The following is a 22,746-nucleotide window of genomic DNA, read 5'->3' on the forward strand; positions in this document are numbered from 1 at the left end:
CAACTGCCCGATCGCCACGCCCGCGATCAAGGTCGCGGTGACTGCACCCAGATTGAATCCGAAGAACTTCTTCGGGCCCAGCCAGAAGCCGAAGGCCAATGCTGCGAAGAGTCCCAGCTCAGGGTATTGCCGCAAGGTTTGAACGAGCCAATCCATGGGTATGTCTCCTTCGCATCTTCGTGTTTGATCGACACGCGGAACATACGGCTGGCCTTTGGCGGCGCAAATCCTACTTTGGTCGGATGCGTGGAAGGGGGCGCGCGGCTTGTTGCCGGGCGTGCGCCATCACTGATCGGGCACCTGGGCCTTGCGCCAGCCACCGCTCGGATCGAAGCGAGTCATGGCCCGCGCCGCGGCATCCGTGCCGCTGCCCAGGTCCTTCTCGTACACCACGCCGTCCTGGTTGACGATGAAGCTCATCACGCCCGTCTCGCCGTATCGCACCGGCCACGCCACCAGCGCGAAGCCACTGCGCATGCGCGAGCCGATGAGGTAGCTGCGAGCACCGCCATCGGCGCCCGGGCCCTGCGCCTTGAGGATCTTGAACCGGTAGCCGTGATAGCCCGCGCCAGGTTTGTCGGGCGCGAAGGCCGGTCCCAGCGGGCTCAGCGGTTGGCCGGGTTCCTGCGGCCAGTAGAGACCATCGCGCTTGCCCGGCGAACTGGCGAACTTCTGCGCGTACTCGAGCACGCCGTTGCCATCGTGATCGACACGCGAATACTCGCGCTGCGCATCCACGTAAGCGAGTACGGCCTGCATCGCCGACAGTTCGTTGCGACCGATGCGGCGCGTCTTCATCATGTCCGCGCCCGCACGCGGATCGAAGCGCCATCCGCCGCCCACCTTCACGATCGGCACCGCCATGGTCCAGTTGCCTTCGCCGGCTGCCAGCAGCATGCGGCCTTCACCGGCGGGGACGACGCCGTGCTTGTGCGACCAGGCCTCCAGAAAAGCGTAGATGTCTTCGCGGTCGATCTCGTCGGCCGGCACGAAGCGCCGCCAGTCGTTGCCCAGCACGGTGCGCAGCGCGGCTTCGTCGTTGGTGGCAATGGCATTGGCAAAGGCGTCGGCCGCAGCCTGCGGCGTGTCGTAGACGTGCTGTGCGGCAGCCGGCAGCCAGACCAACGCCATTGCGGCAATGGCTGCCGCTGCCAGTGTGCGCTGCTTGAGTTGCATGGTGCTTCGTCCGGTGATGGGGTTGAGGTTCATGGCGTGCTCGATCGACGTTCAGCGGCGCCCGCCGCCACGGCCGCCACCGCCGCCCATGCGCGCACCGCCACCTCCGCCCCCGCTCATGCGGGCACCGCCGCCGCCACCACCCCCGCTCATGCGCGCCGAGCCTGCGCCCGCCTGCGATCCGCCGAATGACTGGCGGCTGGCCGCGCCGCGGTCCATCTGGCGCTGCGTGTCCATCCCGCCGCCAGCGCCACGCAAGGCGTTGTCGCTGGCGCGATTGCTGATCTGCGAGGTTTGTCCGCGGTCGATCCCACCACGATCGCCGCCGCCCAATCCTCCTGCCGCGCCTGCGCGGTCGCCGCCGCCCAATCCACCGGCCCCACCTGCGCGATCGCCGCCGCCCAGGCCGCCGCGATCGGCGGTGCCTGCACCGGCGCGGTCACGCGCCGTGCCCTCGGCAGCACGCTGTGCGCGATCGCGCGTGGCCGGGTCGTTGCGAAGGCTTTCGCGGCCGGCCCCAGGGTCCATGCCACGCTGCTGGAGGGCCGACTGGGCCTGCTGCCGCTGGCTGTCGCGCGCACCGTCATGCCCGCGGAAGTCGGCGCGCTGCTCGGCGCCGGCATTGCCGCGCTCGTACTTCTGGCGACTGGCCTGGTCGCGGTAGGGCACGTCGCGCCGATTGGCGGCGTTGTGCTGCCAGTTGCTCTGGTTGGCGGAGATCTGGCGGTTGGTGTTGATGCTGTTGTAGCGGTTGACGTTGACGTTCACGTTGCCGCCGCCCCAGTTGCAGTTGCCCCAGAGAGCACCCACCGCGGCCACGCCGACGCCGAAGGCGATGCCGGTGGCCAGCGCGGCGCCTGGATACCAGCCCACCGGCGGTGGGTAGTAGTAGGGCGGATAGGCGGGATAGGGCCAGGCGCCGTAGACCACGGTCGGGTTGTAGGCGGGCACGTAGACGGTCTGTGGCTGCGCCGGCTCGATCTTGATGACGGTCTGCTGCGTCTGCGGCTCCTGCTCCACGATCACCTTCTGCTGCTCATTGGACTTGAGGTTGCCGCTGCGCTGGGCCTGCTGGCGCAGGCGCTGCGTGGAATCGAGCACGTCCTTGGACGAGGCCAGGAAGGCATCGCCCAGGTTCTGCACCCAATCGGGCTGGTCGCCCATGGTCTGGATCACCTGCGGAAACGCGACCAGCGACTGGACGCTCGGGTCCCACGACTGGGTTTGCACAGCCTTGACGGCAGCGTCACCCTTCTGGTCGGGGTGGGCCTTGGACCACTTGGCCGCATCCGCCACGTCGGCGGGATAGGTGGCCGCCATCAGCACCTGCGACAAGAGGGAGTCGGGGTAGAGCGCGATGGGCGCCATCATCTGGTCGATCTGCTCGCGCGAGAACGCGGGTGCAGTCTGGGCCGTGGCCATCGCGCAGAACACGAGCGCGAAGAAGCCCGCTGCCATGCGTGCCACGGCCAGCCGGGCCGACAAGAGGCTGCAAAGGCGGAAGAGGCCGAAGAGGCCGAAATTGGGGCCGCGCAGTCGCGCGGTGCGGCAAAGGTTCGTGATCGGCGCGCTCATTCGTTCACCTCCATGCTCGTATGGCCAGGGCCATTGCGCGGGCTCCGCGGACAGAGCGCGCGCGTCAAGGGTAGGGGCGCGACCGTGCCTCGGCCATCGCACCAAAGTTGGATGGCGCAGCATGCGAAAGCGGGCGGGCCACGGCTATCCGACCAAAGTAGGGGTTTGCTCGCAGCGCGCGCAGCGCTAGCGTTGCATGTCCCATCTGGGCAGGGATGCACCCCGCCCCTGGCCGCAGAGGGCGCCCCTAGCCTGGAGGAAAAGCGCATGCAGCAGATCCACATCGTCATCGGAAACCTGCCGGACGACGTCACCGAAGAGGGCATCCGCGAGGCGCTCAGCAGCTTCGCGCAGGCCGACAAGATCCGGCTGGCCAAGGAAAGCGGCACGCCCACGGCCCTGATCGACGTCGATCTGCCGCGTGCGCAGGCGGAGACACTGGCCGGGCGCATCAACGGCCGTTCCTACCAGGGCCGCGTGCTGCGCGCCTGGGTGCCCAAGATGGATTGGTAGCGAGCCGCAAATTGGACTTGACTGGCCTCTTCGAGCGCGTTGCCGGTGCCTTGTTCGGCAGCGGACGAGCAGCGCCGGACGACGAGCAGGAGCGCCAACTCGTGGGGGACATGATCGAACTGGTGGTCGAGACTGTCGAGCCGCGCATCCGCTTGCAGGCGCGCTATGCCGACAAGCTCGCGCCGTGCGTGCGCACCACCATCGCCTACCTTCGAGAACTGGGCAGCCGGCCGATGGCGCCAGTGACGCTCGCGCGCGCCGCCTGGCGCGACGATCCCTGCGTCAACGCGTACTTCGCCGCGGCGGACGACGTGCCCGCCCTACTCGGGCGCACGCGCGAACTGCGCGACTACTTTTCCGACCCGGGCCATGCGGCCCAGGAGTCCGCCTTTGCACTCCTGGCGATGAAATACGAAGAACGCAAGGTGCTGGCACCGCGTCAGCGGGGCGACCAGGTGGAACACGACGTGGCGCAGGTCACGGTCAGCTTCTCCGGCCATCGGCTCGTGGCGCCGGCCGACTCGCTGGAGCGCACCCGGCTGGAGGTCGGCCATCGCCTGATCAAACGGCTGGCGCATGTGGCGCTGTCTCGCATCGTCCAGCAAGACATGAAGGCCAGCGAACTGAACGAGCGCAAGGCATGGCTGGCGGCCCGCCTGCGCCTGGTGAAGCTGGCTTCCGGAAGCGCGGTGGGCCTGCTCGACGACACGCCCGAAAACCGAACACAGATCGCCGCGCTGGAACGAGAGTTGAAAGATACAGTGCACGAGTACATCGAGGTCAAGGCGGGCGTCGCCACGCTGGACGCTTTCGTGCGCCAGATCGTGTCGGTGTTTTCCAATCCGGCGCAGCACGTGGGCCTGCGCCAGACGCCGCAGCACCTGACCCGGCTGGGCGTGCGCGTGGAAGGCGAGTATTCGGGCCCGGTCAACGATTTCGTGCTGACGGAGTTGGACATGGGCGCTGGCCGCAGCGTTGCCATCGCGATCGCCCATTGCCCGCGCGCCGAAATGCCGCCCGAAGAAGACCTGCTCGCCAAGGCCGAGCGCTTTCTGTAGCAGGCTTTGATATGCCCCAACCTGACGGACTTCGCATCGTCTACATCGTGGATGAGGATGTCCCGGTGCGTGAAGCGCTGGCCCGCCTCATCGACTCGTCAGGGCTCGAAGCGCGTCCTTGCACGTCGCTCGAAGAGTTCCTGCAGCAGGCGCATGGCATACGCGTGGCCTGCGTGCTGCTCGACGTGACGCGCGCCCACGACAGCGACCTGGCGCTGCGCACGGCGTTGCAGTCAGTAGCCAGCAAGCTGCCGGTGATCGGGCTTTCGTCCAGCGACGACCCGGCGGTGCGCCATCTGGCCCGCGATCTGGGCGTGCGTTCGTTCTTCCAGAAGCCGGTGGACGGCGCGGCCTTGCTCGACAGCATCGACTGGCTCATGCACGGCGACTGGCGCGGGAAGGGCGGGGCGGCGCCTGGCGCGCCCCCTTTGTCGAGGGCTTGACATAGTTAACGTTAAGTGACGATTATTCGTGCCACTCACGACCCGAAGCGAGGAGGGGTGCGTATGGGCCGCTTGCCGGCTGCCGCTGCAGTGCAACACGCCGCGGCGGGCGATCTGTCTCATTCTTTGCACGATCGTGCCGAGTTCGAGAGTCTGTTGATCGGTATTTCCGAGCGCATGGGCGAGATCGTCGACGGCGATTTCCTCGTGGGCGTCGAGGCGTCGTTGAGGCAACTCATCGACTACCTGGGCTACGACCGCTGCACCTTCTCCGAATTCATCGCTGGCGACTACTTGAACGTGTTGTGTTCGGTCGGCGCTGGTGACGTGCCGCCGTTGCCGCGCGGGCGTTTCGACCGGCGGCTGCCGTGGTTCCTGTCGCAGTTGCGCTCGGGCCAGGTGGTCCAGATGGTCCGGCTGCCCGAAGACCTGCCGCCCGAGGCCGCCGACGAACTGGCGCATGTGATTTCGATGGGCCTCTTGTCCCATCTGTCGATTCCGCTGCACATGGGCGGGCGGGTGACGGCTGTGCTGTCTTTCGCCGCTTTCCGCCAGCACCGCGAATGGTCGATGACGGTGGCTGCGCGCTTGAAGATGGTGGGGCAGTTCCTGGCAGGCCTGCTGGCGCTGGCGCGGTCGGGCGAAGAGGTGCGCCACTTGCGCGAGCGCATCTGGCATGCCGATCGGGTGCAGCGCCTGAGCACCCTCAGCGCCGCCATTGCGCACCAGGTCAACCAGCCACTGGCGGCCATCCTCAGCAATGCGCAGGCCGGGCTGCGCTACATCGAGCGGGGCAATGCGAGCCCGGTGGTCATGCGCGAAGTGCTCGAAGCGGTGGAGCGCGAGGAGAAGCGCGCCGCGCAGACCATTCGCGCGATGCGTTCGCTGATGAAACGCGAGGACACCCGCTGCGAGCGTTTCGAACTGGCCGGCGCATTGGAAGAGGTGCTGCGCCTCCTGGGCGCCGAACTGCAGTCGCAGGGAATACGGGTGCAGACGCGCTTCGACCGTTCCTGCCAGGTGTCGGGCGACCGGACGCAGCTGGAGCAGGTGCTGCTCAACCTGATGTTCAACGCAGCGGCGGCGATGCAGGGCTGCCAGCCGGCAGACCGCTTGATCACGGTGGAGGTGTCGCGCGGCGCGCCCGGCAAGGTGCTGGTCAAGGTGAGCGACGCCGGCCAGGGCATCGCAGCCCGTGACCTGGAGACCATCTTCGAGCCTTTCTGGACCACGCGCCAGGAAGGGCTGGGCCTGGGGCTGGCCATCTGCCGCTCCATCGTGGAGACGCACAACGGGCGGATCTGGGGCAAGTCCAGCCTCGGCCATGGCACGACGTTCCATGTGGAGCTGCCGCTGGCGGACGCCGAGAAGCCGAAGTCTCAGGTGCAGGCACCGATGCCGGCGCGCATCGTCACCGCCCAGCACGAAGCGTCGCCCACCGAGCCGGCCGCGCCGCTGGTGTGCGTGGTGGACGACGATGGCGGCGTGCGCGAAAGCCTCGTCCGGTTGTTGGACGAGGCCGGCTGGTCCACGACGAGCTATGCCTCGGCCGACGAGTTCCTCGCCGAGCCGCCCGAGGGCGATGTGGCTTGTCTGGTGCTCGACATGCGGATGCCGGGTATTTCGGGGCCGCAGTTGCAACAGCAACTCGTGGAAAACGGGATCTCGGCGCCCGTCATCTTCGTCACCGGGCACGGCGATGTGGCGGCCGGCATCGACGCCATGAAGCTGGGCGCCGTGGACTTCCTCGAAAAGCCGGTCGATGAGGCGGTCTTGCTGGCCGCGGTGCAGCGAGCGTGCGACAGGCACGCCGCCGTTGCCGCGCAGGCGCAGGTGCTGGCCGGGGCAAGACAGCGCATGGCGCTGCTTTCGTCGCGCGAGCGCGAGATCGTCGGCCACGTGGTCAGGGGAAGGCTGAACAAGCAGATCGCGGCGGACCTTGGCATCTCGGAGCAGACCGTCAAGCAGCACCGGGGCCGGGTGATGGAAAAAATGGGCGTGCGGTCTCTGGCCGACCTGGTACGCGCCTGCGAGGCCGCCGGAGTCGGCTCGGCCATCCCACCAAAGTAGGATGGGCCGCGATGTAGGACTGCGCTACGTTCGAACGATGAAGCAAGCCAAGCGCGAGGACGCAATGACGCAGAAAACCAGGCCGGGCCAGCAGCACAGCGACGAAATCACAGTTGAAGACGGCGAGGCGGAAGCGCGGCCAGACAAGGGCAAACGGGGTGCAGCCAAGGCCGAGGCCGACGGCAAGAAGCCCAAACCCCGGCTCGGCCGCAAGGACTACGAGGCGGAGCTGGAGCGCCTGCATGGCGAACTGGTCAAGCTGCAGCAATGGGTGGTCCACAAGGGTCTGAAGGTGTGCGTGGTGTTCGAGGGGCGCGACGGCGCAGGCAAGGGCGGCACCATCAAGGCGATCACCGAACGGGTCAGCCCCCGCGTGTTCCGCGTGGTCGCGCTGCCGGCGCCGACCGAGCGCGAGAAGAGCCAGATGTACGTGCAGCGCTACCTGCCGCACCTGCCAGCCGCCGGCGAGGTCGTGATCTTCGATCGCAGCTGGTACAACCGCGCCGGCGTCGAGCGGGTGATGGGTTTTTGCACTGAGGCGATGGCCAAGGAGTTCCTGCGCGCCGTGCCGCTGGTCGAGCAGGCCATCATCGACTCGGGTGTCATCCTGCTCAAGTACTGGCTGGAGGTGAGCCCCGAGGAGCAGACCCGCCGGCTCGAATCGCGAATCGATGATCCGCGCAAGGTCTGGAAGCTCTCGCCGATGGACATCAAGTCGTACACCCGCTGGAACGACTATTCGAAGGCCCGCGACGACATGTTCTCCGCCACCGACACCGACCTGTCGCCCTGGAACGTGGCGCGCTCGGACGACAAGCGCCGCGCTCGGCTGAACATCATCACGCACCTGCTGGCACACGTGCCCTACGGCGAGGTCAAGCGCGAAAAGGTCAAGCTGCCAAAGCGCCACAAGCTCGACAGTCACCGCAAGTCGGAACACCCCATCCGCTATGTCGAGGAGCGGTTCTGAGAGGCCGGGCGTTCTTGGTGGCGGCCGGCCGAAGGCAAACGCGCCAAACGCTCGCCTGCGCGGCCACAGGTGCGGGCTCGAGTTCTGGCGTCGGTCGATGCCATCGTGTTCAGTTCTTCCCATGAAATCATGACTGACCCTCTCCTTGGATCCGCCATGGGGCGCCGGGCACGCCGTGGCGCCTCGGCCCTGCTCGCATTGCCAATCTGGCTGGCACCGCTGTCGGCCCATGCGTCATTCCTCCCGCCGGAGATGATGGACACGGCGGCCACGGCGATCGCCTGGTTCGTCGTGGTCGTGGTGCCCATCGCGGTCATCGTGCTGTTCTGGATGGTGCATGTGCTGCCCGAGAAGATTGCGCACAAGCGCCACCACCCGCAGCGCGACGCGATCAAGACGCTGTGCCTTCTGTCGCTGGCGTTCGGCGGCCTGCTGTGGCCGCTCGCATGGCTGTGGGCCTACGTGCGGCCGGTGATGCATCAGTCGGCCTACGGCACCGAGTTGCACGACGACTATTTCCATGAACAGGGCGTCAAGGCCAGGGCAGGCGAACTGGGCGAGCTCGATCTTCAGCACCTTCGCGAGCAGCTCGACGCCATGGATGCTCGCGGGGCCCTGTCGGCCGAGCTCAAGCAGCTTCGCAGGGACCTTGCCGAAGTGCGCGCACGACGTGCCGAGGTTGCCAACTCCAACGCCGCGAGCGCCTGATGGACCTGCTGATCCTTGGCATCTATGCCTTCTTCGTCTGGCTGATCTTCATCAAGCTGAAGTGGCTGCCGTGGAACACGGCGTGGCAGGTCACGGTGGTGATCATCCCGATCGTGGGGCTGTCGATCCTGATCCTGACGCTGAATGTGGTGGCGCCGTCCTCCGCCGACGTGCGGGTGGTCAAGTACGTGGTGCAGGTCATACCGCAGGTGCGCGGCCGTGTTCTTGAAGTGCCGGTGGAGCCCAATCGCCTGGTCAAGAAGGGCGAACTGCTGTTCCGCCTCGATCCGACCCAGTACGACAACGAAGCCAATGCTGCCAAGGCCAAGCTGGCCGCGGACGAAGCCAGGATGGCTCAGGCCGCCGCGGCGTTGGTGGATGCGTCGGCCGGTGCGCGGCAGTTGCAGGAACAGCTCAAGTCCGCGACCGGCCAGGTCAGGGCCTTGCAGCCGAAGCTGGAACTCGCGCGCACGCGCGTGCGGCAATACAAGGAACTGGTGGCCACCGGCGCCGCCGACCGCTTCGCGCTGGAGCAGGCCGAGTCCACCCTGATCGAGTTGCAGGGCCAGACCGCCACGGCCGTGGCAAACGAGGCGCAGGTCACGCAGAAGATTTCTGCGCGCGTCAATGGCGAGCAGGCGTCGGTCGCGAATGCGCGAGCCCAATTGGCGATGGCCAAGGCCCAGGTCGACCTGAGCCGGGCGGAATTGGGCAACGCCATGTGGAACCTCGACCAGACCACTGTCTATGCGCCGGCCGATGGCTACGCCATCAACGTGCAGTTGCGTCCAGGGTCCTTCGTCGTCGCGGCCCCGATCGTTCCGGCCATGACCTTCGTGGAAGAGACCTACCAGGTGCTGGCGATGTACGACCAGAACGAGTTGCGCCTTGTGCAGGGCGGCAATCGGGCCGAGTTCATTCTCAAGACCGTTCCCGGCCATGTGTTTTCGGCAAAGGTCGACTCGATCGTCTGGGCACAGGGCCAAGGCCAGATCGCCCAGTCCGGCCAGTTGCCGCAGACCGTGAACACGGCAATCCCGCCGGGGCGCTTTCCCGTCAAGCTCATCGTCGACGAGAAGGATGCCGGCATCTTCCTGGCTGCCGGTGCAACGGGTCAGGGCGCCGTCTATACCGACAGCGTGGCAGCGATCCACATCCTGCGCATGGTTCTGCTGCGGGTGAGCACGATCATGGACTACCTGGTCCTGAAGCTGCACTGATGAAGGCGATTGCGACGCTTCGTCGATCCGGGGCCTTGCTGATCGCATCGGCCTTGTGCGGCTGCGCGCTGTCACCGCCGCCGACGGCGCAGGACCTGCAAAAGGAAGTCCTGCCGCAGGCGCAGTTGCCTTCGACTTTCAAGGGCGCGGCCAGCACCGATCCGGTACCCGATCGCTGGCTGGCCAGTTTCGGAGATCCGGCGCTCGATTCACTCGTCGTCCAGGCCATGGCCTACAACGCCGATCTGCGCATCGCCGCGGCGCGGGTGGAGCAGGCGGCAGGCTATGTGAAGGTAGCGTCGGGTGCGCTCTTGCCTTCGGTGGGCGTGGTCGGCCTGGGTGGTGGCAAGTCCGGCGGAGGTGGCGGCTTGGACGGGGTCTTCCTGAACGCATCGCTCGAACTGGACGTGTGGGGCCGTCTGCGCTATGGCCAGGCCGCGAGCGAGGCGCAATTGGAGGCTGCACAAGCCGACTACGCCTACGCACGTCAGTCGCTGGCCGCGATGGTGGCCAAGGCCTGGTTCCTGGCGGTGGAGGCGGGGCTTCAGCGCGGCATCGCCAGGGAGGCGCTGCAGGCCGCCCAGACGCTGGCGCAAGTGGCCGACGATCGTTTGCGTGTGGGCAGCGGCAGTGGCGTTGCTGCGGCGCAGGCGAGAGCCAACGTGGGCAGCTACCGAGACACCTTGCGGCAGGTGGAGTTCTCGCGCGAGCAGGCGATGCGCGCGCTGGAGCTGCTTGTGGGGCGCTATCCGGCAGCGGAGATTGCGGTGGCCGACACGCTTTCGTCGATGCCGCCGCCCTTGCCGGTGGGCGTGCCTTCCAGTCTGCTCGAGCGCCGGCCGGACGTGGTGGCGGCGGAGCGGCGGGTGGCGGTCGCCTTCGACCGTGTCGGCGAGGCCAAGGCGGCGCAACTGCCGCGCATCAGTCTCACCGCCGGGGGCAGCAATGTGTCGAGCGACCTGATCGTGCTCAAGGATGTGAGCAACCCGGTGTGGAGTCTCGGCGCCAACCTGATCGCTCCGATCTACCAGGGTGGCGCGCTGCGGGCGCAGGTGGAAATCCGTACCGCCGAGCAGAAGCAGGCCGTGGCCGAATATGCGAGGGCAGGGCAGAAGGCTTTCAGCGAGGTCGAGAACGCACTTGGCGCCGAGGCGGCCCTGCGCGAACGCAGCGCCATCCTCACCGAGAACGTGCGCGACAACGAGGAGGCCCTGAGGCTGGCCCAGGTGCAGTATCGGGTGGGCGCCGGAGACATGAACACCGTGTCCCAAAGCCAGTTGCTCCTTTACGTGGCACGAACGGCGCGGCTGCGCGTGCAGTCCGAGCAACTGGCGCAACGCGCCAACCTCTACCTCGCTCTTGGCGGCGGGTATGACGAGCAGCCGTCGTTGCACACTGGGCTGACTGAGCGATGAAGCGCCCACTGCGACAGCGACTCACAGTCCTGTTAGCAGATCTCGGAACCTGCTGCGCCTCGTAGACGAGCCAGTCTTTGGCTCAATCGAGCTGCGCGCCCGAAACCTTCACCAGTTTCTCCCACACCGGCAGCGCCGACTCGAAGTCAGCCTGGAACTCCGCCGCGGTCGAGCCGAGCGGCAGCAGTCCGAGCGCCTGGAACCGTGCGCGTAGCGCGGTCGAGTTGATGGCTTCGCGCGCCTCCTTCTCCAGGCGCGCCACCACGGGCGCTGGTGTGCTCTTGGGCACCAGCATGCCCATCCAGCCGAGCAACTGGAAGGCGGGGTCCTTGTCGCCGGATTCGGCAAAGGTTGGCACTTGCGGCAATACCGATGAGCGCGAGTGGCCCGTGACTGCCAGCGGCCGCACGCGGCCATCGTCGATGAAGGGCTTGAGTGTGAGCGGCGAACCGATCACGAAGCTGATTTGTCCGCCCACCAGGTCCTGTGTCATCGGCGCTTCGCCCTTGTAGGCGACATGGGTCATGTCGAGCTCGCCACGACTGCTGAGCAAGGAGCCGGCCAGATGGGGAAAGGAGCCCGGCCCCCAGGAGCCGTAGTTCACCTTGCCTTTGTTCTTCGCGGCCCAGGCCTGCAGCTGACCGAGGTCCCGCGCAGGGACGTTGGATGCGTTCACCGCCAGTACCAGTGGCGCCGTGGCGATTTCAGTGACGAAGGCCAGGTCGCGCCGCGTGTCGTAGGGCAGTTTCTTGAACAGGAACTGGTTGGTGAGGGCCGATTGCACCAGAGAGATCAGCACGGTATGCCCGTCGGCCGGCGCTTTCACCACGGTCATGGTGCCAAGGATGCCGGCAGCGCCCGGCTTGTTGTCTACCAGGATGGTCTGACCCATGCGTCGGCCCATCTCGTCGGCCAGCGCTCGAGCCACCACGTCGGTACCACCGCCGGCCGGATAGGGCACGACAAAGGTGATGGGCTTGCTCGGAAAGGTGTCCTGCGCCACTGCGCTGGCACCGACAGCCAGGACGCACAGGGCGACTGCGATTCGCTTCATCATCTTTCGTTGTCTCCTGGGTTTTGTTCTCGTAGCTCCTGCCGATGCGGCGAGGGGCTTCTAATATGCTGTATTAAATGAGCGTTCTGGGTCTGTCGCCACCGGGACAAGCGAGCCATTTTTTCGACATTCGAAATTCGCGCCCAGCGCGCCGTGAGTGCTCGATAGATTGGACGCACGAGACAGAAGCAGGAGACAACGACCCATGAATCACCCAATCCCTACCTCGCACCCCCCGCAGTCTCCGCAGCCCAACGCGCAGGCCGCCTGGGTGATGCATGCCGCCGTGCCCGCCATGGTGGCCGGCTATGCGTTGCTCGAGGCGGTGCGCACCTGCGCACTGCAGACCGCGCCAGGCGCAACGGCCTACGGCCGCGCGCCCTTCAACCATTTAGGCCGAAGCGAGCAGCGGTGGACCGACCGCGACCGCGACATCGTCACGCCGGCCAATGACCTGCTCTACAGCAATGCCTGGATCGACCTGCGTCGCGGGCCGGTGGTCATCACCGTGCCCAGGCAGACAGGCCGCTACTTCGTGCTGGAGTTGATGGACATCTACACCAACAACTTCCACAACATCGGCACTCGCAACGTGCCGGCCGAGGGCGGTCGCTTTGCGCTGATGCATGCGCAGGACACGAGCGAGCCGCCCATCGGCTCCACCGTGATTCGCAGCCCGAGCAGTCTCGTGTGGCTTCTGGGCCGTGTGCTGGTGGACGACGAGGCCGACCTGCCAGCGGCCCGCGCCTTCCAGGCCGGCTTTGCTCTGCAAGGCTCACCCGCGCCGCAGCCGCCAGCGAGCGTGGCGCAATGGCAGCAAGGCGGGGATGCGGCACTGGACTTCGTGGCCAACCTGGCGCGTGCGCTGCATGACTTTCCGCCACCGCCCTCGCAGCTCGGCGTGTTCGAGGCGCTGGCTGGTGCGCACGTGCCTCTGCGTGCCGACGGCAAGCTGGATGGCCTGCGCCCCGGCATGGCCGAGGCCCTGCGCCAGGCCCACGAGACCGCCTTGTGCCTGGTGGAAGCGCATACGCGCAGTCATTCGCGCGCGCCCTGGCGCTTTTCGTCCCGCCTGGGCCGCTATGGCGACGACCTCATGTTGCGCGCGGCCACCGCGTTCAAGGGGCTGGGGGCGCTCGCGGTCGACGAGGCGGTCTACGCCATGACCGACTTCGACCACGAAGGCGAGCCGCTGCACGGCCGCCACACCTACCGCATTCGCTTCGAGGACGGCGGTGCGCTGCCAGCCGACGCCTTCTGGTCGATCACGCTTTACGGCAAGGACCGCTACCTGGCTGCGAATGCCATCGGCCGCCATGCGCTGGGCAATCGCAGCCAGCTCCAACAAGAACCCGACGGAAGCCTGGTGCTGCACGTCTCGCATGCGCCGGCGCCTGGGCCACAGGCCAACTGGCTGCCCGCGCCGGACGGGCCCTTCTATCTGATCCTTCGCATGTACCACCCGCAGCAGCGCCTGTTCGACGGCCATTACCTCTTCCCAGCCATGGAGCGCCTGGCATGACCCACGACGAGCTGATGAACGAGGCGCGCGATGCCGTCATCTTCACGCTGCCACTGTTCGAGACGGCGCGCATGCGCGCGGCCACGGCACCGCGCCGCCATGGCGCCTTGGGCGAAGCGGGGGACACGCCCGGGTCGACGATGCGCTGGGTCAACCACATGACACATACCCAGAGGCTGCTCGGCCCGGAAGACCGCCACGTGGTCAGCCCCAACAACGACACGCTCTACAACACCACCTGGCTGGACCTGAGCCGGGGCCCAGTGCTGATCGAAGTCCCGGACATGGGTGAACGCTACTGGACGTTGGGCTTTCTGGACATGTGGACCAACCCCTTCGCCTACGCCGGTCGCCGCACCACGGGCAACCGCGCGCAGCGGCTTTTTGTGCACGGGCCCCATTGGCAGGGCCAGAGGCCGGACGCCACGGTGCCCATCGCCGTGCCAGGCGATGACGCCTGGATCATCGGTCGCATCCTGGTCGAGGACGACGCGGCGGATATGGCCCGCGTACGAGGCCTGCAGGCGGATCACGCCATCCTGCGTGCGGACGGCAGCGGCCAGCGTGCCGCGCATGTGTTCGATACCAGCCTGGACGGGCGCGTCACCGCGGCGCCCGGCGCCGAGCTCTATCGCCGCGTCGTCCTGGCCGTGCTCGCGCGCAACGCCGCACCCGCTGCCGATGCAGATGCGCTTGCGTCGGCACTGAGCTTCTTGCGGCCGCAAAGTCCCGAGCACCATGAGGCCTTCGCCGAGGCTCTGGCCGAGGTGCATGCGCAGTTGCGCGGCGCGGTTCAGGCGTCGGACGTGGGGGGCGGCTGGAGCGTGCCAGTGCTGGTACGCGAATCCTTCGGCCAGGACTACCTGACCCGCGCCCGCGTGGCTCGCAACCTGATCGGCGCGCTGGGCATGGAGGAGGCCATGTATGTGATGGGCGAAGTCGACGAATCCGGCCAGGCACTGGACGGCCACCATGCCTACGAGCTGCGCTTCGGCCCCGGCGAGGCGCCGCAGGTGGATGCTTTCTGGTCGCTCACCATGTATCGACGCTCGGATTGCATGCTGGTGGACAACGCCATCGGTCGCTGTTCCGTCGGCGACCGCACGCGCGGGCTGCGCTACGAGGCCGATGGGTCGCTTTGCGTCCGCATCCAGGCGACCGACCCGGGGCCTGCGCACAACTGGCTGCCGGCGCCGGCCGAGCCCTTCTATCTGGCGCTGCGCCTATACCAACCCCGCGAGGCGCATCTGCAGATGCGCTTCGCCTACCCACCGCTCAGGCGCGTGGACTGAGCAGGTTACCGGGATTTGTTAACGACAACACAGGAGACAAGACATGCATCGCCCACCAAAGGACCCGGCGCGCCGCGCCATTGCACATGCCGCACTTGCCGCGCTGGGTGCGCTGGCCATGCCCAGCCTGGCGCTCGCGCAAGGTAACGCCGGCAGCTGGCCAACGAGGCCCGTGCGCGTGATCTCGCCATACGGCGCGGGGGGCTCGAACGACATCTCCGCGCGCATCGTCTGCGAGGAGCTCGGCCGCAGGCTGGGTCAGCAGTTCATCGTGGAGAACAAGCCCGGCGCCGGAACGCGCCTGGGCAACGAGATGGTGGCCCGTGCCACGCCCGACGGCTACACGCTGCTTTTCGCAGCCGCGCCCTTTGCCATCGTCGAGAGCCTGTACGGCAAGCTCAGCTACGATCCACGCAAGGACTTCAAGCCAATCAGCCTGGCGGTGGTGGCCCCGATCTTCCTGGTGGTGAATGCGGCCTCGCCCTTCAAGACGGTGGCCGACCTGGTGGCTCACGGCAAGGCCAATCCGCAAGGGCTGACCTTTGCATCGCCGGGCGCAGGCTCGGGCCCCCACCTGGCGGGCGAGCTGTTCTTTCGAGAAGCCAAGGTGAAGGGCCTGACGGTGCATTTTCGCGGCGATGCCACTGCCTACACCGAGTTGCTGGCGGGGCGGGTGGACGCGACGCTCACCGCCATCACCAGCGCGCTACCGCATGTGCAAAGCGGCAAGCTGCGCGTACTTGCGGTGGCCAGCGACGCACGCAGCCCGGTCTATGCCGAGGCGCCGACGATGGCCGAGCAGGGCTTTCCCGGCGTTGTCGGCTACGGCTGGTTCGGGATGATGGCGCCGGCGGGGACGCCCGATGCCGTCGTCGGGAAAGTAAATGCGGAGATGAAGGCGATCCTGGAAGATGCCGGCGTGCGCCAGAAGATGCTGGCCATGGGCTTGCAGGCGCAGGGCAGCAGCCCGGCCGAATTCGCGGCCTTCATCGGCAAGGAGACGACCAAGTGGGCCGCCGTCGTGAAGGCTGCGGACATCAAGGGCGAGTGATGCGCTGCGCCTCGTGCGGCCGGGCCGCGAGATGGCGCGTGACGGCAAAGGCAGGTGTCTCACGACGGCCGCGCGCGGCGGGCGAGACTTCGGCTTGCAGCGCTCCGGTGCAGTGGTCCGCCAGGTTGTGCAGCACGTTGGTGCCGGCCGCGGCAGCGCCAATGCGTGCGAGGCGGCCCATGGTCATCACCACAGTGTCTTCGGCCCACAGCAAGCGCTCATCGAGGATCGGCCCGGGAACCCCCGGCAGCAGCGCGGTGATCAGGCTGCGCACGCGACGCAGGCTGGAGGTGCTTTCGTTCGGAATGAGGTCGTAGCGGCAGGCGGCCGGGTTGAAATTGGCCTGCGAGATGATGCGCACGTAGTCGCGTCCCCAGTGCTCCTGGTCCATCACCTGGGCCAGCGCCTGGGCCGAGGCGAGCATCACGTCACGCACGCCGAAGCCGCTGGGCTGGGCCTCGACCTCGTCCAGCGCCACATGGCGGCGTGCGTTCACCACTGGCATGCGCATGTTGATCACATGGGCGACCACTTCGGGGCGAGAGCCAAAGTGGTAGCGCAACGCGGAGCGGTTGCGCTGTCCCGAGTCCTGAACGATGCGGTGCAACGGTACCGAGTCCAGTCCGTCCTGCGCGAAGAGACGCTCAGCCGTTTCGAGCATGAGCTGGCGCGTTCCCGACTCGGAGGCGGGCTCGATGGGCGACGGTGCGGTTATTGCGGTGCGGCGGGTGCGCTTGGGTGTCATCGAATGGCGCGTAGGTCGGTTCGGCTGCGCCGCACTGTACGCCAGCGCGAAGCCGGTCACGCGTCGATCTCGATGACCGAGTCGGCAGCGAACACGCCATCGTCGCAGACCATGAGCGGATTGATCTCGAGCGAGCGCAGCGAAGCCCCCAAACCCGCGGCCAGCTGTGAAAAGCGCAGCACCGCCTGAACCAGCGACGCATCGTCGATGACCGCCTGCCCGCGCCACGCGCCCATGAGCGTGCTCACGCCAAGACGGCCAAGCAATTCGCGCACACGCGAGGCAGCCGCGGGTGCGCTGAGAACGAAGGTCTTCGCATGCAACTCCACCGCCACGCCACCCAGCCCTACCACCACGATCGGGCCGAACACCGGGTCGTGGCGCGCCCCCAGCATCAGCTCCACGCGCGGCTTCAGCAGCCGCGCCACCAGGAGGCCTTCGCGGGCGGCTTGCGGCGCGCGGCATGCCACCGACTCGCCGATGGCGCGGCAGGCTTCGCGCACCTCGGCGTCGCTTCGCGGGCCAACCCGCACGCCGCCCACATCGCTCTTGTGCAGGATGTCGCGCGAGACGACCTTGATCACCACCGGGCCTTCGCCCAGTTCCCGCCAAGCCTGCACCGCCTGGTCTTCGCCGTGGACGACGCGGTGCGGCATGACGGGCAGGTCCTGCGCAGCCAGCCAGGCCAAGCCCTCGGCCTCGTTTCGGGTTCCGGCGGGCAGGCGCGCCAGAGGCACGGAAGGCGGTGTCGCCGCCGGGGCGAAGGACTGCCAACGCTCGAGGCGCGCCATCGCCTCGACTGCGTGCGTGGGTTCCTCGCAGGCGAGGCAGCCCAGCGTCTGCAACTCGCGCGACTGCTCTGCATTCAGGATGCCCGACAAGGCCAGCGGAAGATGCGGCGCGGCTTCGCGGATGCGGCGCACCGTCTCGATCACCTTGGGGCCAAGGGCCGGCGCGGAGGCCGCGGCGGCCAGGAAGAGCGCGACCGCGTCGTAGGCGCCGCTGCGTGCGGCATCGACGGCGGTCTGCTCCAGCACGTCGTAGTCGGCGGTGATCTGACCGGTGACATCCACCGGGTTGGCGGTGGATGCGAAGGGCACGCGCTCGCGCAGTCGGGTGGCGATGTCCTGCGGCAATGGGGGCAGCTCCAGCGCGGCGTCGCTGGCGGCGTCGGCCATCAGCGTGCCAACGCCGCCCGACACGGTGATGATGCCCAGCCGCCGCCCGCGCGGGCAGGGCGCCGTGGCAAAGGCCTGCGCATGGCGGAACATCTCTTCCACGGTGTAGGCGCGCACGGCGCCGCACTCCTCGAACACCGCCTGATAGACCGCATCCTCGCCCGACAGGCTGGCGGTGTGCGACATCGCGGCGCTGGCGCCAGCTGCCGTGCGGCCCACCTTGGTCACCACCACCGGCTTGCCTGCGCGCCGCGCCTTCAACAGCGCCTGGCGCAGGCGTTCGCCGTCACGCGCACCCTCGATGTAGGCCACGATGACGCGAGTCTCCTCGTCGTCAGCCAACCAGTCGATGAGGTCCGCGACCGACACCTGCGCCTCGTTGCCGGTAGTGACCCACTGGCTCAGGCCCAGTCCCGCCTTGCGCGCGAGCACATAGGCATAGGCACCGAAGGCGCCGCTTTGACTGACGATGGCCACGCCGCCGGCATCCGGCAGGCCAGAGAGCGGCGCGGGCGAGAAGGTGCCCACCCAGCGCTGCCGCACGTTGATGACGCCCAGGCAATTGGGTCCCAGAAGGGTCAGCCCGCCTTCGCGAGCGAGTCCTGCTATCCGCTGCTGCATCGCCAGGCCTTCGCTGCCGGCCTCGGCAAAACCCGAACTGAACACCACTGCTGCCCCGACGCCGCGGCCGATGCAGTCTTCGATGGTGGCCGACACCGCCGCAGCGGGAACGGCCACGATGGCCACATCGGGCGCGTCGGGCAGCGCTCGCAGGCTCGGCCAGGCGCGCAGGCCCTGTATCTCGGCCGCACCGGGGTTCACCGGCAGGATCTCTCCGGCATATCCCAACTCGCGCAACATGCGCACCGGCAGTCCACCGATCTTCTGGGGTTGGGAAGAGGCGCCGACGATGGCGACGCGGCGGGGATGAAAGAGGGCTTGCAGAGACATGACGGCTAGCTTGCTCGTGAAGAAGACAGTCACTCTAGGAACACGACGCCTTGCCTTGGGCTTGGTTTTCGATATTCGAAATCGCCTTCGGGTTGGCCCGTAGGTGGCGTCATCTGCGCGACAGCGCAGTTTCGACAGTCGAAATTTTGAGCCTGTCGCGAGAGGGCCGTGCCTAGCATGAATCCGAGACCCGCCACAACCATGGAGACAAGCTCGATGACACCCGAACAAAGAAGCCGGCGCGCCCTCGGTCGCGCGCTGATGGCCCTTCCTCTTGCCGCGCTGCTGCCGCAAGGCGCCGGGGCCCAGCCGCAGGACAACAACATCGCCTGGCCAACCAAGCCGGTGCGGGTGGTGGTGGCCGCCGCTGCGGGCGGCGGCACCGATGTCTTTGCGCGGCTCCTTTCCGACAAGCTGGGCACCGCCTTCAAGCAGAGCTTCATCGTCGACAACAAGGCCGGTGCCAACGGCCTGCTGGCGGCCGAGGCCGTGTCGCGCGCGGCACCCGATGGCTACACGCTGCTCTTTTCCTACACCGCGGCCATGCTCATCAATCCCGCGATGCACGTTAAATCGCCCGTCGACCCGCTTATGGACTTCGAGCCGGTGGCACAAGTGGGCTCGGTTGGCAACATGCTGGTGGTAACGCCCGACCTGCCGGTGCACAACCTGCAGGAGTTGGCTGCCTACGCGAAGGCCCAACCTGGCGAGATGAGCTACGGCAGCTGGGGGACCGGCTCGGGCGGCCACCTCGTCATGGAGGACTATGCGCGGCGCGCCGGCCTGAAGGTTGTCCATGTTCCGTACAAAGGCGTGGCGCCGCTGGCGGCTGACCTGCTCGGCGGCTCGATCAAGGTGGCCTGGGTCGACGTGAGCTCGCAGATCCAGCATGTGCAGGCCGGCAAATTGCGCGCCATCGCGATCAGCGGCAGCGCCCGAGCCCCGCAGACGCCGGAGGTGAAGACCATGGGCGAGCAGGGCTACCCGCTGGACGTGGATGCCTGGTATGGCTTATTCGCACCGGCGCGCACGCCGCCGGAGCTTGTGCAGCGCATCAATCGCGAGGTGGTCCGCATCATGGGTCAGCCCGACGTGCGGGCGCGGTTGCTGCAGCTGAACATGCCCAATCCGCCCACGCCCAGTGCCGAGGAGTTCAAGCGCCGCGTCGCCTCAGACTACAAGGCTTGGCAAACGATGGTGAAGGCCGCCGGCATCCAGCCGGAATGAGGAGACCGCTGCCATGAATGCAAGCGATATGCTCATGATGAAGCAGGGCTTGGTGGAGCAGGCCGACGGCGTCTATACGGTGGGCGGCCAAGGCAACTCGCTGGTGGTGGACCTGGGCGAGAGCCTGCTGCTGGTGGACGCCGGGCCGGGCGGCGCCGTCACGCAGCGGATGATCGCGCAAGTGCGCGCTGGCATTGACAAGCCGGTCAGCCACATCGTCTACAGCCACGGCCACATGGGCTACAACAACGGCGTCGCCCAGTGGCTGGAAGCGGCCCAGGCGCAAGGCGAAGCGCTGCCACGCATCGTGGCTCACGAACGCGTACCGCACCGCTACCGGCGCTACCGCGAGACCGCGGGCCTGCAAGCCTGGACCAACTCACGGCAGTTTCGCACGCCCTATCCGGCTGAGCCGCCTGCCCACTGGTTCCGCATGCCCGACCAGACCTACGCGAGCCGCCTCGTCATCCCGGGCAGCCGAAACTGCGTAGAGTTGCTGCACGCTCCTTCGGAGACGGACGACGGCACCGCTGTCTGGGTGCCGGGCGTGCGTGCGCTGTACGGTTCCTGTGCCTTCATCAAGACCTGTCCCAACGCAGGCTCGCCCTTGCGCATACAGCGCGACGTGGTGCGCTGGGCCGGTACGCTGGACATGTTCCGTGCGCTCCGCCCGCACTTGCTCATTCCCGAGTTCGGCAAGCCGCTGGACGACATGGGCGAGATCGATGGCGCGTTGCGGGTGACCGCAGACGCGCTGCGCTGGCTGCGCAGGGAAGTGGTGGAGCGCATGAACCAGGGCATCGGAGAGCTGGACATCCTGCATGACCTGGCGCTGCCCGAGGCGCTCTTCGCGCATCCGTGCATGAAGCCGGTATACGGTTGCGTCGACTACATCGTGCGCGACATCTGGCGCAGCGAGAACGGCTGGTGGAACCGCAATCCTACCGACCTTCATCCGGCCGCGCCGGCCGCCGCAGCTCAAGCCGTGTTCGATGCAATCCCGGACCGGCAGCGTGTGCTGACGCATGCGCGACAACTGCAGCGCAACGGTCAGACGCAGTTGGCGCTGCACGTGGTGGACCTCCTGGCACTGTGCGAGACGGCCGACGATGACCCGTTGCTCATTCAGGCTCGCGAGCTGAAGGCGCAACTGTGCCGTGAGCGAGCTCTGCAGGTCAGCTCGATGGTCTCGCGCAACCTGTATCTCAGCGCAGCCGACGAGTTGGTGGGGCGGGCGATCGGTGACGACGAAGTGCAACAACAGGAGCCGCAATGGGCGTGACCATGGAACAAGAGAAGCGCACAGACGCTACGGGCATCGGCGTGCTGCTGCGTGCGCAGAGCATCCGTGACGTCGTTCCCGGCGTGCACACGCTGGGCGGGCAGGGCAACACGCTGGCCGTCGAGACAGGCCTGGGCGTGGTTGTTGTCGATGCTGGCCCGGGCGGGCAGGTCAGCCGCCAGATGATCGAGCGGCTGCGCACGATCACCGATGCGCGTGTATATGCCATCGTCTACAGCCATGGCCATGCCGGCTACAACGCCGGAGTGCCCGCGTGGCTTGAGCACGCGGCAGCGCGCAACGAGGCGCCGCCCATCCTCATCGGCCACCGGCGCGTGCAGGCGCGCTACCGTCGCTATCAGGAGACCGCGGGCCTGCAGGCCTGGCTCAACAGCCGGCAGTTCCGCCGCAGCTACAAGGCCGCCGCAGCAGCGAACTGGATTGCGCCAGAACTGGCTTTCGACGATACGCTGGTCCTCGAGTGCGCCGACCGGCGCATCGAGCTGATCGCGGCGCCTTCCGAGACCGACGACACCGTGGCTCTGTGGCTTCAGGAGGAGCGCTTCCTGTACGGCAGCGCGGCCATGATTCGCAGCATTCCCAACATCGGGACGCCGCTACGCACTTTGCGCGACCCGATGCGCTGGGCTGCCACGCTGGAGCGCCTGCATGCGCTGCGCCCGCGCATCGTGCTGCCCGAGTTCGGCCAGCCCATCATTGACGCTCAGCAGATCGAGGACGCCTTTTGCATTCCCATGCGCGCGCTTTACTACCTGCGTGACGAGGTGGTGGCGCGGATGAACCAGGGCATGGGCGAGCGGGAGATATTGGCTGACATGCGCTATCCGAGCGAGCTCTTCGGCCACCATTTCATGCGCGCCATCTACGGCAGTCCCGACTACATCGTGCGCGACATCTGGCGCAGCGAGAACGGATGGTGGGACCGCAATCCCACGCAGCTGCATCCGGCCCGTCCAGCCGATGCGGCAGCGGCGATCCTGGCGGCGCTGGGCGAGCCTGCCTCCGTGGTGGCGCATTGCCGCAGTTTGGCGCAAGCGGGGCAGACCCAGCTGGCCATGCATGTGATTGACCTGATCGCACAAGCAGGCGGCGACGATCCCGTGCTGGCCGAGGCGCGCGAGTTCAAGGCAAGCCTGTGTGAGGAAAGGTCGACGCAATGCAGCTCGGTGGTGTCGCGGCAGATTCTTCTCAGCTGCGCCGAAGACCTGCGGGGCCTGCCCATCGGCTCGACTCGCGAGCGTGACCCGCCGATGAACTTTTCCTGGGACTGAGCGG

Annotated in this window: 19 protein-coding genes; 14 read left to right on the forward strand and 5 right to left on the reverse strand. The window is 67.3% G+C overall.

Annotation, left to right across the window (positions count from 1 at the left end):
- Positions 1 to 285: 285 nt before the first annotated feature.
- Both QTH91_RS21525 and QTH91_RS21530 read right to left on the reverse strand, forming a co-directional pair.
- A complete protein-coding gene (locus QTH91_RS21525; RefSeq protein ID WP_286662209.1) occupies positions 286 to 1,209 on the reverse strand; it encodes a DUF2950 domain-containing protein in 924 nt (307 codons plus the stop codon).
- Positions 1,210 to 1,227: 18 nt separating this feature from the next.
- Entirely contained in the window at positions 1,228 to 2,751 is a 1,524-nt protein-coding gene (locus tag QTH91_RS21530; RefSeq protein WP_286662210.1) for a DUF3300 domain-containing protein, read from the reverse strand.
- A gap of 267 nt (positions 2,752 to 3,018) precedes the next feature.
- Here QTH91_RS21530 and QTH91_RS21535 point away from each other — a divergent pair, with 267 nt between their 5' ends.
- The 8 genes from QTH91_RS21535 to QTH91_RS21570 all read left to right on the forward strand — a co-directional run bounded on the left by QTH91_RS21535 (position 3,019) and on the right by QTH91_RS21570 (position 11,148).
- Positions 3,019 to 3,264 (forward strand): RNA-binding protein, encoded by a 246-nt coding sequence (locus tag QTH91_RS21535; protein ID WP_286662211.1) that lies wholly within the window; start codon positions 3,019 to 3,021, stop codon positions 3,262 to 3,264.
- 17 nt (positions 3,265 to 3,281) lie between these two features.
- Positions 3,282 to 4,322, forward strand: coding sequence for a hypothetical protein (locus QTH91_RS21540; protein WP_286662212.1), 1,041 nt, complete (start codon positions 3,282 to 3,284; stop codon positions 4,320 to 4,322).
- Positions 4,323 to 4,333: 11 nt separating this feature from the next.
- Complete coding sequence (locus tag QTH91_RS21545; RefSeq protein ID WP_286662213.1) at positions 4,334 to 4,765, forward strand: response regulator; 432 nt, start codon at positions 4,334 to 4,336, stop codon at positions 4,763 to 4,765.
- A 63-nt stretch (positions 4,766 to 4,828) separates the two neighbouring features.
- A complete protein-coding gene (locus QTH91_RS21550) occupies positions 4,829 to 6,835 on the forward strand; it encodes an ATP-binding protein (protein ID WP_286662214.1) in 2,007 nt (668 codons plus the stop codon).
- A gap of 37 nt (positions 6,836 to 6,872) precedes the next feature.
- A complete protein-coding gene (ppk2, locus tag QTH91_RS21555) occupies positions 6,873 to 7,805 on the forward strand; it encodes a polyphosphate kinase 2 (RefSeq protein WP_286662215.1) in 933 nt (310 codons plus the stop codon).
- A gap of 129 nt (positions 7,806 to 7,934) precedes the next feature.
- Positions 7,935 to 8,513, forward strand: coding sequence for a DUF3302 domain-containing protein (locus QTH91_RS21560; protein WP_286662216.1), 579 nt, complete (start codon positions 7,935 to 7,937; stop codon positions 8,511 to 8,513).
- Positions 8,513 to 9,733: an HlyD family secretion protein gene (locus tag QTH91_RS21565; RefSeq protein WP_286662217.1), complete on the forward strand. Its 1,221-nt coding sequence runs from the start codon at positions 8,513 to 8,515 to the stop codon at positions 9,731 to 9,733. The genes QTH91_RS21560 and QTH91_RS21565 overlap by 1 nt, the downstream gene beginning before the upstream one ends.
- Entirely contained in the window at positions 9,733 to 11,148 is a 1,416-nt protein-coding gene (locus QTH91_RS21570) for a TolC family protein (RefSeq protein ID WP_286662218.1), read from the forward strand. Before QTH91_RS21565 ends, QTH91_RS21570 begins: the two co-directional genes overlap by 1 nt.
- Before the next feature lie 82 nt (positions 11,149 to 11,230).
- On the opposite strand, the gene QTH91_RS21575 is transcribed toward QTH91_RS21570, so the two are convergent.
- Positions 11,231 to 12,205: a Bug family tripartite tricarboxylate transporter substrate binding protein gene (locus QTH91_RS21575; RefSeq protein WP_286662219.1), complete on the reverse strand. Its 975-nt coding sequence runs from the start codon at positions 12,203 to 12,205 to the stop codon at positions 11,231 to 11,233.
- Positions 12,206 to 12,407: 202 nt separating this feature from the next.
- Between QTH91_RS21575 and QTH91_RS21580 the strand changes: the two genes are divergently transcribed.
- Genes QTH91_RS21580 through QTH91_RS21590 form a run of 3 tightly spaced genes read left to right on the forward strand, consistent with a single transcriptional unit; the run spans position 12,408 to position 16,067 of the window.
- Complete coding sequence (locus QTH91_RS21580) at positions 12,408 to 13,724, forward strand: DUF1254 domain-containing protein (protein WP_286662220.1); 1,317 nt, start codon at positions 12,408 to 12,410, stop codon at positions 13,722 to 13,724.
- On the forward strand, positions 13,721 to 15,016 hold the full coding sequence (locus QTH91_RS21585; protein ID WP_286662221.1) for a DUF1254 domain-containing protein: 1,296 nt from the start codon (positions 13,721 to 13,723) through the stop codon (positions 15,014 to 15,016). The genes QTH91_RS21580 and QTH91_RS21585 overlap by 4 nt, the downstream gene beginning before the upstream one ends.
- A gap of 43 nt (positions 15,017 to 15,059) precedes the next feature.
- A complete protein-coding gene (locus QTH91_RS21590) occupies positions 15,060 to 16,067 on the forward strand; it encodes a Bug family tripartite tricarboxylate transporter substrate binding protein (protein ID WP_390368913.1) in 1,008 nt (335 codons plus the stop codon).
- Here QTH91_RS21590 and QTH91_RS21595 read toward each other — a convergent pair.
- Together QTH91_RS21595 and QTH91_RS21600 are read right to left on the reverse strand one after the other, a co-directional pair.
- Positions 16,054 to 16,812, reverse strand: coding sequence for a TetR/AcrR family transcriptional regulator (locus QTH91_RS21595; protein ID WP_286662222.1), 759 nt, complete (start codon positions 16,810 to 16,812; stop codon positions 16,054 to 16,056). The two genes, QTH91_RS21590 and QTH91_RS21595, sit on opposite strands and share 14 nt — an antisense overlap.
- Before the next feature lie 56 nt (positions 16,813 to 16,868).
- Positions 16,869 to 18,941 carry an acetate--CoA ligase family protein gene (locus tag QTH91_RS21600; RefSeq protein ID WP_286662223.1) on the reverse strand — a complete coding sequence of 691 codons (2,073 nt, stop codon included), beginning with the start codon at positions 18,939 to 18,941 and terminating at the stop codon, positions 16,869 to 16,871.
- A gap of 216 nt (positions 18,942 to 19,157) precedes the next feature.
- On the opposite strand from QTH91_RS21600, the gene QTH91_RS21605 reads away from it, so the two are divergent.
- Genes QTH91_RS21605 through QTH91_RS21615 form a run of 3 tightly spaced genes read left to right on the forward strand, consistent with a single transcriptional unit; the run spans position 19,158 to position 22,742 of the window.
- Positions 19,158 to 20,168, forward strand: coding sequence for a Bug family tripartite tricarboxylate transporter substrate binding protein (locus tag QTH91_RS21605; RefSeq protein WP_286662224.1), 1,011 nt, complete (start codon positions 19,158 to 19,160; stop codon positions 20,166 to 20,168).
- 13 nt (positions 20,169 to 20,181) lie between these two features.
- Entirely contained in the window at positions 20,182 to 21,450 is a 1,269-nt protein-coding gene (locus QTH91_RS21610; protein ID WP_286662225.1) for an alkyl sulfatase dimerization domain-containing protein, read from the forward strand.
- Between the two features lie 2 nt (positions 21,451 to 21,452).
- Positions 21,453 to 22,742 (forward strand): alkyl sulfatase dimerization domain-containing protein, encoded by a 1,290-nt coding sequence (locus QTH91_RS21615; RefSeq protein WP_286662401.1) that lies wholly within the window; start codon positions 21,453 to 21,455, stop codon positions 22,740 to 22,742.
- The last annotated feature ends 4 nt before the right edge of the window (positions 22,743 to 22,746 follow it).

The organism is Variovorax dokdonensis (genome assembly GCF_030316895.1).
Lineage (GTDB): Bacteria > Pseudomonadota > Gammaproteobacteria > Burkholderiales > Burkholderiaceae_C > Variovorax > Variovorax dokdonensis.

Coding starts and splice junctions, on each gene's coding strand:
- QTH91_RS21550 (WP_286662214.1), top strand. CDS start 4,829: ATGGGCCGCTTGCCGGCTGCCGCTGCAGTGCAACACGCCGCGGCGGGC.
- QTH91_RS21530 (WP_286662210.1), bottom strand. CDS start 2,751: ATGAGCGCGCCGATCACGAACCTTTGCCGCACCGCGCGACTGCGCGGC.
- ppk2 (WP_286662215.1), top strand. CDS start 6,873: ATGAAGCAAGCCAAGCGCGAGGACGCAATGACGCAGAAAACCAGGCCG.
- QTH91_RS21605 (WP_286662224.1), top strand. CDS start 19,158: ATGACACCCGAACAAAGAAGCCGGCGCGCCCTCGGTCGCGCGCTGATG.
- QTH91_RS21545 (WP_286662213.1), top strand. CDS start 4,334: ATGCCCCAACCTGACGGACTTCGCATCGTCTACATCGTGGATGAGGAT.
- QTH91_RS21610 (WP_286662225.1), top strand. CDS start 20,182: ATGAATGCAAGCGATATGCTCATGATGAAGCAGGGCTTGGTGGAGCAG.
- QTH91_RS21525 (WP_286662209.1), bottom strand. CDS start 1,209: ATGAACCTCAACCCCATCACCGGACGAAGCACCATGCAACTCAAGCAG.
- QTH91_RS21595 (WP_286662222.1), bottom strand. CDS start 16,812: ATGACACCCAAGCGCACCCGCCGCACCGCAATAACCGCACCGTCGCCC.
- QTH91_RS21580 (WP_286662220.1), top strand. CDS start 12,408: ATGAATCACCCAATCCCTACCTCGCACCCCCCGCAGTCTCCGCAGCCC.
- QTH91_RS21560 (WP_286662216.1), top strand. CDS start 7,935: ATGACTGACCCTCTCCTTGGATCCGCCATGGGGCGCCGGGCACGCCGT.
- QTH91_RS21590 (WP_390368913.1), top strand. CDS start 15,060: ATGCATCGCCCACCAAAGGACCCGGCGCGCCGCGCCATTGCACATGCC.
- QTH91_RS21600 (WP_286662223.1), bottom strand. CDS start 18,941: ATGTCTCTGCAAGCCCTCTTTCATCCCCGCCGCGTCGCCATCGTCGGC.
- QTH91_RS21585 (WP_286662221.1), top strand. CDS start 13,721: ATGACCCACGACGAGCTGATGAACGAGGCGCGCGATGCCGTCATCTTC.
- QTH91_RS21575 (WP_286662219.1), bottom strand. CDS start 12,205: ATGATGAAGCGAATCGCAGTCGCCCTGTGCGTCCTGGCTGTCGGTGCC.
- QTH91_RS21615 (WP_286662401.1), top strand. CDS start 21,453: ATGGAACAAGAGAAGCGCACAGACGCTACGGGCATCGGCGTGCTGCTG.
- QTH91_RS21570 (WP_286662218.1), top strand. CDS start 9,733: ATGAAGGCGATTGCGACGCTTCGTCGATCCGGGGCCTTGCTGATCGCA.
- QTH91_RS21535 (WP_286662211.1), top strand. CDS start 3,019: ATGCAGCAGATCCACATCGTCATCGGAAACCTGCCGGACGACGTCACC.
- QTH91_RS21565 (WP_286662217.1), top strand. CDS start 8,513: ATGGACCTGCTGATCCTTGGCATCTATGCCTTCTTCGTCTGGCTGATC.